The 12,106-nt window shown below is 70.8% G+C and carries 12 protein-coding genes; 6 read left to right on the forward strand and 6 right to left on the reverse strand.

What is annotated here, in order from left to right:
- Nucleotides 1-4: 4 nt before the first annotated feature.
- A complete protein-coding gene (locus tag AB0B68_RS04900; RefSeq protein ID WP_357198638.1) occupies nucleotides 5-850 on the reverse strand; it encodes an ABC transporter permease in 846 nt (281 codons plus the stop codon).
- Nucleotides 847-1,698, reverse strand: a complete 852-nt coding sequence (locus AB0B68_RS04905; protein ID WP_357198635.1) for an ABC transporter ATP-binding protein — start codon at nucleotides 1,696-1,698, stop codon at nucleotides 847-849. The genes AB0B68_RS04900 and AB0B68_RS04905 overlap by 4 nt, the downstream gene beginning before the upstream one ends.
- 151 nt (nucleotides 1,699-1,849) lie before the next feature.
- On the opposite strand from AB0B68_RS04905, the gene AB0B68_RS04910 reads away from it, so the two are divergent.
- Nucleotides 1,850-3,856 carry a protein meaA gene (locus AB0B68_RS04910; RefSeq protein ID WP_357257897.1) on the forward strand — a complete coding sequence of 669 codons (2,007 nt, stop codon included), beginning with the start codon at nucleotides 1,850-1,852 and terminating at the stop codon, nucleotides 3,854-3,856.
- 40 nt (nucleotides 3,857-3,896) lie between these two features.
- On the opposite strand, the gene AB0B68_RS04915 is transcribed toward AB0B68_RS04910, so the two are convergent.
- Nucleotides 3,897-4,193, reverse strand: a complete 297-nt coding sequence (locus tag AB0B68_RS04915) for a DUF1540 domain-containing protein (protein WP_355008050.1) — start codon at nucleotides 4,191-4,193, stop codon at nucleotides 3,897-3,899.
- An 83-nt stretch (nucleotides 4,194-4,276) separates the two neighbouring features.
- On the reverse strand, nucleotides 4,277-4,894 hold the full coding sequence (locus AB0B68_RS04920) for a DUF4126 domain-containing protein (protein ID WP_355008049.1): 618 nt from the start codon (nucleotides 4,892-4,894) through the stop codon (nucleotides 4,277-4,279).
- 71 nt (nucleotides 4,895-4,965) lie between these two features.
- Between AB0B68_RS04920 and nucS the strand changes: the two genes are divergently transcribed.
- Nucleotides 4,966-5,625, forward strand: a complete 660-nt coding sequence (gene nucS, locus AB0B68_RS04925; RefSeq protein ID WP_112584054.1) for an endonuclease NucS — start codon at nucleotides 4,966-4,968, stop codon at nucleotides 5,623-5,625.
- Between the two features lie 8 nt (nucleotides 5,626-5,633).
- On the opposite strand, the gene AB0B68_RS04930 is transcribed toward nucS, so the two are convergent.
- Both AB0B68_RS04930 and AB0B68_RS04935 read right to left on the reverse strand, forming a co-directional pair.
- Complete coding sequence (locus AB0B68_RS04930) at nucleotides 5,634-6,290, reverse strand: class I SAM-dependent methyltransferase (protein WP_357198628.1); 657 nt, start codon at nucleotides 6,288-6,290, stop codon at nucleotides 5,634-5,636.
- Nucleotides 6,291-6,370: 80 nt separating this feature from the next.
- Complete coding sequence (locus AB0B68_RS04935; protein WP_357257899.1) at nucleotides 6,371-7,867, reverse strand: aldehyde dehydrogenase family protein; 1,497 nt, start codon at nucleotides 7,865-7,867, stop codon at nucleotides 6,371-6,373.
- A 308-nt stretch (nucleotides 7,868-8,175) separates the two neighbouring features.
- Between AB0B68_RS04935 and AB0B68_RS04940 the strand changes: the two genes are divergently transcribed.
- From AB0B68_RS04940 to AB0B68_RS04955, 4 genes are all read left to right on the forward strand, one after another.
- Nucleotides 8,176-8,541 (forward strand): FHA domain-containing protein, encoded by a 366-nt coding sequence (locus AB0B68_RS04940; RefSeq protein ID WP_357258040.1) that lies wholly within the window; start codon nucleotides 8,176-8,178, stop codon nucleotides 8,539-8,541.
- An 89-nt stretch (nucleotides 8,542-8,630) separates the two neighbouring features.
- Nucleotides 8,631-9,692 carry an alpha/beta hydrolase gene (locus AB0B68_RS04945; protein ID WP_357257901.1) on the forward strand — a complete coding sequence of 354 codons (1,062 nt, stop codon included), beginning with the start codon at nucleotides 8,631-8,633 and terminating at the stop codon, nucleotides 9,690-9,692.
- Nucleotides 9,693-9,817: 125 nt separating this feature from the next.
- Nucleotides 9,818-11,608: a 3-hydroxybutyryl-CoA dehydrogenase gene (locus AB0B68_RS04950; RefSeq protein WP_357198615.1), complete on the forward strand. Its 1,791-nt coding sequence runs from the start codon at nucleotides 9,818-9,820 to the stop codon at nucleotides 11,606-11,608.
- Between the two features lie 76 nt (nucleotides 11,609-11,684).
- Nucleotides 11,685-12,008: a hypothetical protein gene (locus tag AB0B68_RS04955; protein WP_357198612.1), complete on the forward strand. Its 324-nt coding sequence runs from the start codon at nucleotides 11,685-11,687 to the stop codon at nucleotides 12,006-12,008.
- The last annotated feature ends 98 nt before the right edge of the window (nucleotides 12,009-12,106 follow it).

A 12,106-nucleotide genomic window follows, 5' to 3' on the forward strand; every position in this document is an offset into this window, starting at 1 on the left:
CCGCTCAGCCGTCGCGCTTGGTGGTCCAGCGGAAGGTGGTCAGGCAGACCACCACACCGATCACGCACCACAGGGCCAGCACCACAGCCACCCGGCCCAGCTCGAACGAGCCGCCCGGCTCCTGGGCGCCGAAGCTCTCCGGCAGGAACACCGACCGCAGCCCCTGGCACATCCACTTGAGCGGGAACAGTGCCGCCACCTGCTGCATCCAGGTGGGCAGGTCGGTGAAGACGAAGAACACCCCGGAGATGAACTGGAGCACCAGGGAGACCGGGGTGACCACGGCCGAGCCGCTGCGGGCCGTGCGGGCCAGCGACGAGATGGCGATGCCGCTAAGGGTGCACGCGGTCACGCCGAGCATGGAGACCCAGCCGAAGGTGAGCCACTTCGCGGCGGTGCCCGGCAGGTCGAGGTCGAACAGCGCCACCGCGAACGCCAGCAGCAGCGCCGTCTCGGCGATCCCGATCGCCACCACCATGATCACTTTGCCGGCGAACCAGACCCACTTCGGCATCGGCGTGCCCCGGTAGCGCTTGAGCACCCCCCGGTCCCGCTCGACCGGGATCCAGATGCCCAGGTTCTGGAAGCTCACAGTCATCAGGCCGGTCGCGATCATGCCGGTGATGAAGTACTGGGTGAACTTGACCCCGCCGCCGATCGTCCCGTCGAAGATCGACGCGAAGATCAGGATCATGATGATGGGGAAGCCCATCGTGAAGACCACCGACTCCCGGCTACGCAGGAACTGAGTGATCTCCAGTCGACCCTGGCGCAGGGCGAGCGCGCCGGCACCCGGCCGCCGGCCGCGGGTCGCGGTGACCGGCGTCGCCGGCTTCGTCGTGGTCGTCATCGCGAGTGTCCGATCATGGTGAGGTAGACGTCCTCCAGGGTCGGCCTGGTCACCGTCAGCCCGGGGACCTCACCGCCGTGACGCGCGGCGAGGTCGGCCACGAGGGCCGTCGGCGTCGCGCTCTGCGCGCTTTCCAGCGTCCCGTCCGGGGTACGCCAGGAGACCGTGGCGAGGGCCTCCTGCCGATTGCCCAGCCGGTTGGGCGCGGCGACCTCGACAAGTCGGCCACCGGCGATCACGCCGACCCGATCGGCGAGGGCCTCGGCCTCGTCCAGGTAGTGCGTGGTGAGCACGATCGTGGTGCCGGCCGCGGCGAGATCGCGGATCAGCTCCCAGAACTCACGGCGGGCCTCCGGGTCGAACCCTGTGGTCGGCTCGTCGAGGAAGAGCAGCTCGGGGCGACCGATGATGCCGAGGGCCACGTCCAGGCGGCGCTTCTGGCCGCCGGAGAGGGTGTGCGTGCGGGCTTTCGCCTTGTCGGCCAGCCCGACCCGCTCGATCACCTTTGCCGGGTCGTCGGCGCCGGGGTAGAAGCCGGAGAAGTGTCGGATCACCTCGGCCACTGTCAGCTCGTCGAATTCGCCGGTGCCCTGGAGCACGATGCCGACCCGGGAACGCCAGTCGGCGTCGGGGTTGGCCGGGTCTGCGCCGAGCACGGAGACCTCGCCGGCATCCCGATGCCGGTAACCCTCCAGGATCTCCACGGTCGTGGTCTTGCCGGCGCCGTTCGGGCCGAGCAACGCGAACACCTCGCCACGGTGGACGTCGAGATCCACGCTCGCCACGGCCACGTTGTCGCCGTACGCCTTGCGCAGCCCTCGGACGGAGATGGCCAGCTCGTCATCCATGCCGTCAAGTGTGCGTCCTGGCAGCAACGGGCGGGTGCCCGGGGTGTGGCGGTCCGCGCCACAGCGGGGGTTTGCCACCCGGACGTCCCCGACATGGACCTGTGTGGTTTTCCACAGCTCCTTTTACTGAACGGTAACTTAGACTCCGGCCATGGATGAGACGCCATTCCCGGGGCGACTGCCCGAGCGGGACCGCCCGTGGGTGATGCGCACCTACGCCGGCCACTCGTCGGCTGCGGCGACGAACGCGCTCTTCCGCCGCAACCTGGCGAAGGGGCAGACCGGCCTCTCGGTCGCCTTCGACCTGCCCACCCAGACCGGGTACGACCCGGACCACGAACTCGCCGCCGGCGAGGTCGGACGGGTCGGCGTGCCGGTGGCTCACCTCGGCGACATGCGGGCGCTCTTCGACGGTCTCCCGCTCGCCGAGACGAACACCTCGATGACCATCAACGCCCCGGCGATGTGGCTGCTCGCCCTGTACGGCACCGTCGGGCTGGAGCAGGGCGCCGACCTGGCCCGCTGCGCCGGCACCACCCAGAACGACATCATCAAGGAGTACCTGTCCCGGGGCACCTACATCTTCCCGCCGGCGGCGTCGCTGCGGCTCACCGCCGACGTGGTGGCGTACACGCTGCGCGAGATGCCCCGGTGGAACCCGGTGAACATCTGCTCGTACCACCTCCAGGAGGCCGGCGCCACGCCCGTGCAGGAGGTCGGCTTCGCGCTGGCCACCGCCGTCGCCGTGCTCGACGAGGTCCGGGACTCCGGTCAGGTGCCGGCCGAGCGGATGGGTGACGTGGTCGAGCGGATCTCGTTCTTCGTCAACGCCGGGGTGCGCTTCGTCGAGGAGATCGCCAAGATGCGCGCGTTCGGCGTGCTCTGGGACGAGATCACCCGGGACCGGTACGGGGTCACCGATGCCAGGCAACGGCGGTTCCGCTACGGCGTGCAGGTCAACTCGCTCGGCCTGACCGAGGCGCAGCCGGAGAACAACATCCAGCGCATCGTGCTGGAGATGCTCGGCGTGACGATGTCCCGCGACGCCCGGGCCCGCGCCGTCCAACTGCCCGCCTGGAACGAGGCGCTCGGTCTGCCCCGACCGTGGGACCAGCAGTGGTCGCTGCGGATGCAGCAGGTTCTGGCGTACGAGTCGGACCTGCTCGAATATCCCGACCTCTTCGCCGGCTCGCACGTGATGACCGCACTCGTCGACGAGATCGTCACCGGGGCGCGGGCCGAGCTGGGCGCGGTGCTCAAGCTGGGCGGCGTCGTCGCCGCGGTGGAGACCGGCTACCTCAAGAGCGCGCTGGTCGCGTCACTCGCCGAGCGGCGGCGGCGGATGGAGTCCGGTGCCGACGTGGTGGTCGGGGTCAACCGGTACACCGAGACCGAACCCTCCCCGCTGACCGCTGCCGGCGCGGGCTCCGTCGAGCAGGTCGACCCCGCGGTCGAGGCGGCCGCCGTGGACGGCGTACGCCGGTGGCGGTCCGACCGGGATGCGGCCGTCGTCGACGCGGCGCTGGCCCGGCTGCGCGCGGACGCCGCGACCACCGTCAACCTGATGCCGGCCACCCTGGAGTGCGTGCGGGCCGGGGTGACCACCGGCGAGTGGGCCGGCGCGCTGCGCCAGGTCTTCGGCGAGTACCGGGCGCCGACCGGGCTGGCCGGAGCTACCGGCGGCGGCGGGGAGCCGGGCCTCGCGGCGGTCCGCGAGCGGGTCGCCGCGACGGCGCGGGAGCTGGGCAGCGGCCGGCTGCGGCTGCTGGTCGGCAAACCTGGCCTGGACGGGCACTCCAACGGCGCGGAGCAGATCGCGGTACGCGCCCGTGACGCCGGCTTCGAGGTCGTCTACCAGGGCATCCGGTTGACCGCGGGGCAGATCGTCGCCGCCGCTGTCGAGGAGGACGTCGACCTGGTCGGGCTCTCCGTGCTCTCCGGGTCGCACCTGGCCGCCGTACCGGCGGTGCTCGACGGGCTACGCGCCGCCGGCCGGGCCGACCTGCCGGTGGTGGTGGGCGGCATCATCCCGGCCGGTGACGCGGAGACCCTCCGCGCGGCCGGGGTCGCCCGGGTCTTCACCCCGAAGGACTTCGCCCTCACCGGCATCATCGACGACCTGGTGACCGTCATCCGTCGCGCCAACGACCTGCCCTGAACGAAGCGCCGTCTCGGGCAGGTCGTCGGCCCGGCGTGGGTCAGCGGCCGGTGTAGGTCATGCAGTCCGCCATGTCGTTGTCCGGGCCGACCCTGATCGACGACGCGTGGCACTCCAACTGCTCGTTGTGCCGGCAGTCGGCGCGCTGGCAGGCCCCCACCTGCGCGATCAGGCTCTCCACGCCACCCCGGACGGGCGACTCGACGAAGGTGTGGCAGTGGGCGTGATCCATGCTGCCGATGGTGATCGCGAAGGCGTGGCAGTCACCCGACTGGTTGTACGCGCATGCGGCGACCACGCATTCCTGGACTCGGGGCATCTCCAACGCTGCGGTCATGCCGACCTCCTCTAGGCTCTTGCCCCGATACTAGGCTTTTGTCGCCCCGTGCAGCCCCGGTATAGCGGGCCGCCGATAACGCGTCAGACGCGGAAGCCGGCGGCGCGGGCGGCCTCCCGTTCGCGCCGTCGATCAGACCGACGACGGAAGAACCAGAAGGCAAAGAACGCCAGGCCGACGAGGGCGACTAGCACCAGCACCGGCAGGATGATCGCCACCAGGGAGACCACCACGCTGGTGGCGTCCTCGGCGGTGCTGGCGACCGGGGCGCCGATTCCGGCGGTGGTCGCGTTGATCACCGGCCGGGCCGCGGACTTGAGCAGATGCACGCCCAACGCCAGCAGCACGCCGGTGACGACCGGCACCCACTGGTGCGACGAGAAGAAGCTCCCCGGGTCGCTGACCGTCACCGTCTCCGACGAGGAGCCGGCACCGAAGGCCAGGCCACCGGCGGTGGGTCGGACCACGGTCTGCACCACGTCGTTGATGTGGTCGACCACTGGCACCTTGTCCGCCACCATCTCCACGGCGAGCAGCACGGCCATGATGGCGATGACCCAGCCGTTGCCGAGCCAGGTCCAGCCGCTGGGCAGGTCGATCAGGTCGGTGTAACGGCCGAGTAGGCCGAGGATGAGCAGGGGTATATAGGCATTGAGACCCGCCGATGCGGCGAGACCGGTGCCGGTGAGGACTTCGAACACGGTCTCAGCATCGCATCGACGCGCCAGTGCCGCTCGCTGGCGACCGGTGGGTGCTCGGCTACCCTCGTCGGGTGCGGTTGGTCATTGCGAAGTGCTCGGTTGATTACGTCGGACGGCTCTCGGCTCACCTGCCGCTGGCCACCCGGTTGCTGATGGTGAAGGCGGACGGGTCGGTGTCCATTCACGCCGACGACCGGGCGTACAAGCCGTTGAACTGGATGAGCCCGCCGTGTCGGTTGGAGGAGGCCCCCGGTGTGTGGCGGGTCGTCAACAAGGCTGGCGAGGAGCTGCGGATCACCCTGGAGGAGATCTTCCAGGACACCTCGTACGAGTTGGGTGTGGATCCGGGCCTGCGCAAGGACGGGGTGGAGGCGCACCTACAGGAGTTGCTGGCCGCCAACCCGGGCGCCCTAGGTGAGGGGTTCACGCTGGTCCGCCGCGAGTACATGACGGCCATCGGCCCGGTCGACCTGCTGTGCCGGGATGCCAACTCGGGCTCGGTGGCCGTCGAGGTCAAGCGGCGTGGCGACATCGACGGCGTGGAGCAGTTGACCCGCTATCTCGAGCTGATGAACCGTGACCCGCTGCTCAGCCCGGTCGTCGGGGTCTTCGCCGCCCAGGAGATCAAGCCGCAGGCCCGGGTGCTCGCCACCGACCGGGGCATCAGGTGTGTGGTCGTGGACTACGACAAGCTGCGCGGCATCGTGAAGGACGAGCTGACCCTCTTCTGACCGGCGTACTACCCGGTGCGCACCGCGATCAGCGACTTCGGCAGACCGAACACCCGCTCCACAAGCATTGTCGAGTCGGGGAAGTAGTGACGCATCTGCGAGCGGTCCAGCAGCTCGGTCCAGAGCACCTGGTGGATGGCGGCGTCGTGGCTGCGGGTCGGCTTGTGCCCCAACGGCCAGCGTCGGGCGAACGCGGTGCGCAGTCGTACCGGCAGGAACTGCATGCCGGGCGCGATCCAGTGTGGCTCGATGGGGAAGTAGCGGTAGGGCGTCTGCACCCAGTGCCGCTCAGCCAGTGAGCGGGCCGCCGCGGCGAAGCGGATCCGGCGTTCGTGCCCGCCCACATGCTCCAGCACCGAGTTCGAGAAGACCAGGTCGTAGTCGCCCTTGGTGAGGTGCGAGGGCAGGTCGCAGGCATCGGCCTGCTCGACGTGGGCCCAATCCGGGACGACAGCGGGCGGCTGCTCCAGGTTGACGACTGTCACCCGGGCCGGTCGGACGGTGGCGCGGTGCCAGGTGCCGAGCCGACCACCGAGGTCGACCACGTGCATGTCGCCGATCTCGGGAAAGGTGCGTGCCAGCCAGTCCGAGCGGTGCCGACGCCGTCGGGCGCTCCACGACTGGTCACTGTCGACAAGGCGGTAGCGCAATCGATTGGGGCCCATTTAACGCAATGTACCGCCGTCGCCACAGTGACCAAACATGTGGATGCACCGATCCTTGTTGATGATCGGTTATCCGACACTCACCTGCCGTACATGACCTTGATGGCCTTGACGAGTCGGGCCACGTCGGCCGGGGTGCGCTCGAAGGTCATCGACGGCAGCAGCGACCGGGCCCGGCGCCTGGTGATCGCCTTGGCCCGACCGAACTCACGCAGGCCGTCCTCGCCGTGGATCCGCCCGAAGCCGGAGTCGCCGACACCGCCGAACGGCAGGGTGGACATGCCGGCGAAGGTCAGCGTGGAGTTGATCGACGCCATCCCGGAGCGCAGTCGCCGGGCGATGGCCACCGCGCGCCGCCGGCCGAAGACCGAACCCCCGAGGCCGTACGACAGGGCGTTGGCGCGGGTGAGGGCCTCGTCGGCGTCGCGGACCCGGCTGATGGTCAGCGTGGGACCGAAGGTCTCCTCGCGGACGGCGGCCGACTCCTCCGGAACGTCCACCAGCACGGTGGGGTGGACGTACGGCGGCTGTACGGCGCTCGGGCCGCCGAGCACGGCGCGCCCGCCGGACGTGATCGCGGCGTCGATGTGCCGACGGATCACGTCGATCTGCTGGGGCATGGTGATCGGGCCGATGTCGGTGCCCTCCGGCCCGACCGTCAGCCGACCGGCGCGGCTCACCACCTTGTCGACGAAGGCGTCGAAGACGGCGTCGACCGCGTACACCCGCTCGATGCCGATGCAGGTCTGGCCGGCGTTGGTCATGCCGCCCCAGACGCACGCCTCGGCGGCCGCGTCGAGGTCGGCGTCGCTGTCCACGATCATGGCGTCCTTGCCGCCGCCCTCGATGAGCACCGGGGTCAGCGTCTCGGCGCAGGCGGCCATCACCTTGCGGGCGGTGGCGGTGGAGCCGGTGAAGGCCAGCTTGTTGACGCCGGAGCGGCACAGCGCCGCGCCCACGTCGCCCAGCCCGTGCACGGCGGTGAAGACCGGCTGCTCGGGCACCACCTCGGCGAAGCTGTCCACCAGCCACTGGCCGACGGCGGGGGTGTACTCACTCGGCTTGAGCACCACGGCGTTGCCGGCGGCGAGGGCGTACGCGGCGGAGCCGATCGGCGTGAAGACCGGATAGTTCCACGGCCCGATAACGCCGACCACACCGTATGGCTGATATTCGAGATGCCCGGAGAACTCGGCCAGGATGAGCCGGGACCGCACCCGGCGTGGACCGAGCACGCTGCCGGCGTTGCGGGCGGCCCAGTCGATGTGCTCGATCGCGGTGACGATCTCGACGATGGCGTCGGCGATCGGCTTTCCGCCCTCGACGTGCACCAACTCGGCCAGCTCCTCGATGCGCTTGGCGAGCAGGGCGCGCCAGCGCAGCATCCGTTGGCGGCGGCCGGTGAAGCCGAGGCCCGCCCACCATTCGCCGGCGACGCGGGCGCGGTCGACGGCCTGCCGCACGTCGGCGTCGGTGGAGACCGGGAGGCGACCGGCCTCAGCCCCGGTCGCCGGGCTGGTGGAGACCAACTGACCCGCGTCGATGACCGGAACGCCCGGGATATGCACTGCCGTCATGGCGGAAGTCTAGACCTGAGGATTACTCACCGGTAGGGTCCCCGATTCGGGGCCGGGGGAGCGGCGTCGCACCAACCCGACCGATCGTTGATCAGTGCAGGTCAGGGCGTTGGTATCGGAAATGGCCCGCCCGAATCGTCGAACGGCAGGTGGCCGGGAGGTGACGAGAGGCTGACCGGCCGGTCGGTATTGACGACTACCGTCTGATGGCAAGCTGACGCGCGGAGTGACGGTGTGGGGTGGAGGGCTGACTGTCCATGGAGGAACATCCGGAACTGATGCCGCTGTTGACGGTCGCGGGTGGACCGATGCGCGGCGCGAGCTTTCGCATGCGAGCCGAGATACAGGTGATCGGCCGAGCGCCGACCGGTCAGGTTGTCATCAACGACCCACACCTGAGCCGTCGCCACGCCGAGGTGTGGCTGGCGCCGGAGGGCCCGTCCCTGCGGGACCTGGGCTCCACCAACGGCACCTGGCTCAACGACCGGCGGATCACCGAGGTGGAACGACTCTCCGACGGTGACGTGATCCGGCTGGGCCGTACCGAACTGCGCCTGTTCGACCCCGGGGTGGCGCTCACCGACCCGGTGGGGCTCAGCTTCGGCCCGCCCCGGCGCGACGTCCGACCGACCCTGCCGCTGCCGCTGGCCGCGCCGCCGGGCTCGCGTCGCTGATCGCCTGGCGGCCTGCCACACCGGGTAGGCCCGTTGGGTGGCGGTCCGACACCTGGACCGACGGGGACACCCGTGGCACCATGCCGCGGATGGAGACCGAGCAGCGGACCGTGACGGCGAACGGCATCACTCAGGCGGTACGGGTGGCCGGCCCGCCGGACGGCACGCCGGTGCTGCTGATCCACGGCAACTGCTCGTCCGCGCTGTTCTGGGAGCCGCTGGTCCGTCGTCTGCCGCCGACGCTGCGGGTGGTCGCCCCCGACCTGCGGGGGTACGGCGACACCGCTACCGCCCCGGTGGACGCCACCCGGGGCCTGCGGGACTTCGCCGACGACGTGGCCGCACTGCTGGACGACCCGACGCTCTTCGACGCCGACGCGCGACCGGTGGTGGTCGGGCACTCCCTCGGCGGCGGGGTGGCGATGCGCCTGCTGGTCGACCATCCGCACCGGGTGGGGGCGTTGCTGCTCGCCGCACCGGTCTCCCCGTACGGCTTCGGCGGCACCCGCGACCTGACCGGCACGCCGACCACCCCCGACTTCGCCGGCACCGGCGCCGGCACGGCGAACCGGGACTTCGTCGCCCGCCTCGCGGCCGGCGACCGGAGCACTGACGCGCCGGCCAGCCCGCGCGCCGTGCTGCGAGCCACCTACGTGGCCGATCCCGCCTCGCTGGGCACCGATGAGGAACTGCTGCTGGACACGGTGCTCTCCACCGCCACCGGCGACGACAACTACCCGGGCACCGCGGTGCCGTCGGAGAACTGGCCGGGCACCGCCCCGGGGGAGCGAGGGGTGCTCAACGCGCTGGCGCCGACCTGGTTCCGGCTCGCCGACGAACTGGTGGCCGTCGCCGAGAAACCGCCGGTCACCTGGGTACGCGGAGACGTCGACGTCATCGTCTCGGACACCTCGCTCTTCGACCTGGCGTACCTGGGTTCCCTGGATCTCGTGCCCGGCTGGCCCGGCGCGGACGCCTGCCCACCGCAGCCGATGGTCGGCCAGACCCGGGCGGTGCTCGACCGGTACGCGGCGGCCGGCGGCGCGTACCACGAGGTGGTGCTGCCCGGCTGCGGGCACAGCCCGCACCTGGAGCGCCCCGCGGAGTTCGTCGCGGAGTTGTTGGCCCTGACCAGCGTGGCGGCCGGGTAGCGGCACCGCTGGGTCGTGGGTGACATAGGCCACGGCGTCTCGACAACTCACCGTCACGTGGCAGACTCGCGCGCATAACCTTAGCGGCCGTTCAGTGGCCGTGCGGAGTCCTGGGGAGGCCGGTCGTGGCGCGCGAGTTCAGCACCGTTGGGGTGGTGGGGCTGGGCACCATGGGTGCCGGCATCGTCGAGGTCTTCGCCCGCAACGGCATCGACGTGGTGGCAGTGGAAATCTCGGCACCGGCGCTGGAGCGCGGCCGGGCCACCCTGAAGGGCTCCACCGACCGGGCGGTCGCCAAGGGCAAGCTCGCCGAGGCGGACCGCGACGCCCTGCACGAGCGGGTGCACTTCGCTGTCGGGCTGGACGCGCTGCACTCCGTCGACCTGGTCATCGAGGCGGTGCCCGAGCACCTCGACCTCAAGCAGCGGATCTTCGCGGAGCTGGACCGGGTCTGCCGACCGGAGACCATCCTCGCCACCAACACCTCGTCGTTGAGCGTCACCGAGATCTCCGTCGCCACCAGCCGACCCAACCAGGTGATCGGCATCCACTTCTTCAACCCGGCCCCGGTGATGAAGCTGGTCGAGGTGGTCCGCACCGTCGTCACCGCACCCGAGGTGGTCGCCGACGTCGAGGCGCTCTGCGCCCGGCTCGGCAAGGTCGACGTCACCATCAACGACCGGGCCGGCTTCATCGCCAACGCGCTGCTCTTCGGCTATCTCAACCACGCAGTCAGCATGTTCGAGTCGCACTACGCGACCCGGGAGGACATCGACGCCGCCATGAAGCTCGGCTGCGGCCTGCCGATGGGCCCGCTGGCGTTGATGGACCTGATCGGCCTGGACACCGCGTACGAGATCCTGGACACCATGTACCGGCGCGGAGGGCGGGACCGCCGCCACGCCCCGGTGCCGCTGCTCAAGCAGATGGTGACGGCAGGGCTGCTCGGCCGGAAGTCCGGCCGGGGCTTCTACACCTACGAGCGGCCCGGCTCCCCGGTGGTCGTACCGGATGGGGCGACGCCGCAGGCCACCGACGCCGCGCTCGCCGACGGCGCGCGCGCCATCGCGAAGGTCGGCGTGGTCGGCTCCGGAACGATGGCCACCGGGATCATCGAGGTCTTCGCGAAGGCCGGCTACGAGGTCGTCTCGGTCACCCGCGGCATGGAGAAGTCCGCGAAGGTCTGCGAGGCGGTGAAGACCTCGCTCAACAAGGGCGTGGTGCGCGGAAAGCTCACCGAGGCCGACCGGGACGCCGCACTGGGCCGGATCAGCTGGTCCGCCACGCTCGACCATCTCGCCGACGTCGACCTGGTGGTCGAGGCGGTCGTCGAGGAGTTGAGCGTCAAGAAGGCCCTCTTCGCCAGCCTCGACGAGATCTGCAAGCCGGGTGTGGTGCTGGCCACCACCACCTCGTCGCTGCCGGTGATCGACGTGGCGATGGCCACCCAGCGTCCGGCCGACGTGGTGGGGCTGCACTTCTTCAACCCGGCCCCGGTCATGCCGTTGGTCGAGGTCGTCCGCACCATCCGCACCTCCCCGGAGGCCACCGCCACCGCCCGCGCCGTGTGCGCCGCGCTCGGCAAGACCGGCGTGGTCTGCGGCGACCGGTCCGGCTTCATCGTCAACGCGCTGCTCTTCCCGTACCTGAACGACGCGGTGAAGATGCTGGAGGCCAGCTACTCGACGGCCGACGACATCGACCACGCCATGAAGTTGGGCTGCGGCTACCCGATGGGCCCGTTCGAACTGCTCGACGTGGTCGGCCTGGACGTCTCCCTGGCCATCCAGCGCGAGCTGTACCTGGAACTGCGCGAGCCGGGTTTCGCGCCCGCGCCGCTGCTGGAGCACCTGGTCACCGCCGGCTACCTGGGCCGCAAGACCCGCCGCGGCTTCCGCGACCACTCGCACCGCTGACCAGGTCAACGCCGAGGGGGATGCCGGCGGTGACCGCCCCGGGCGGCCTCATTCGTCGGACGTACGCTTGGTGACTGTGAGCCCCCGTCGCAATCGCCCTCGCCGGGACGACAACGCCAACCTGGACGCCGACCGCGTCCGGCAGGGCGTCGCCTCGGTCCAGCAGTGGACCGATGGTGCCTGGCAGGTACGCGGCATCGGCGCCGGAGCGTCGGTCAAGACGTACCGCTGCCCCGGTTGCAACCAGGAGATCCCACCGGGGGTGGCGCACCTGGTCGCCTGGCCGGCGGACGGCCTGGGTGACCTGACCGACCGGCGGCACTGGCACAGCGGCTGCTGGCGGGCCCGGGAGCGGCGCGGCCCGGCGGTGCAGCGGGGCCGGAGCTCCCCGCGCTACTGAACAACCGGGCCCGGGGCGCTGCCGCGCTGGACTGAGCCGACTGCCCCGGGCGCTGCCGTGCCCGGGGTGAGCCGACCGCCCGGGTAAGGGCTCGGGGG

Origin of the sequence: Micromonospora sp. NPDC049049, assembly GCF_040649115.1 — a bacterium.
GTDB lineage: Bacteria > Actinomycetota > Actinomycetes > Mycobacteriales > Micromonosporaceae > Micromonospora.

Bases quoted from the DNA above. Each gene is read 5' to 3' on its own strand.
- AB0B68_RS04945 (WP_357257901.1), top strand. From the start codon at position 8,631: ATGGAGACCGAGCAGCGGACCGTGACGGCGAACGGCATCACTCAGGCG.
- AB0B68_RS04915 (WP_355008050.1), bottom strand. From the start codon at position 4,193: ATGACCGCAGCGTTGGAGATGCCCCGAGTCCAGGAATGCGTGGTCGCC.
- AB0B68_RS04930 (WP_357198628.1), bottom strand. From the start codon at position 6,290: ATGGGCCCCAATCGATTGCGCTACCGCCTTGTCGACAGTGACCAGTCG.
- AB0B68_RS04905 (WP_357198635.1), bottom strand. From the start codon at position 1,698: ATGGATGACGAGCTGGCCATCTCCGTCCGAGGGCTGCGCAAGGCGTAC.
- AB0B68_RS04940 (WP_357258040.1), top strand. From the start codon at position 8,176: ATGCGCGGCGCGAGCTTTCGCATGCGAGCCGAGATACAGGTGATCGGC.
- AB0B68_RS04935 (WP_357257899.1), bottom strand. From the start codon at position 7,867: ATGACGGCAGTGCATATCCCGGGCGTTCCGGTCATCGACGCGGGTCAG.
- AB0B68_RS04910 (WP_357257897.1), top strand. From the start codon at position 1,850: ATGGATGAGACGCCATTCCCGGGGCGACTGCCCGAGCGGGACCGCCCG.
- AB0B68_RS04900 (WP_357198638.1), bottom strand. From the start codon at position 850: ATGACGACCACGACGAAGCCGGCGACGCCGGTCACCGCGACCCGCGGC.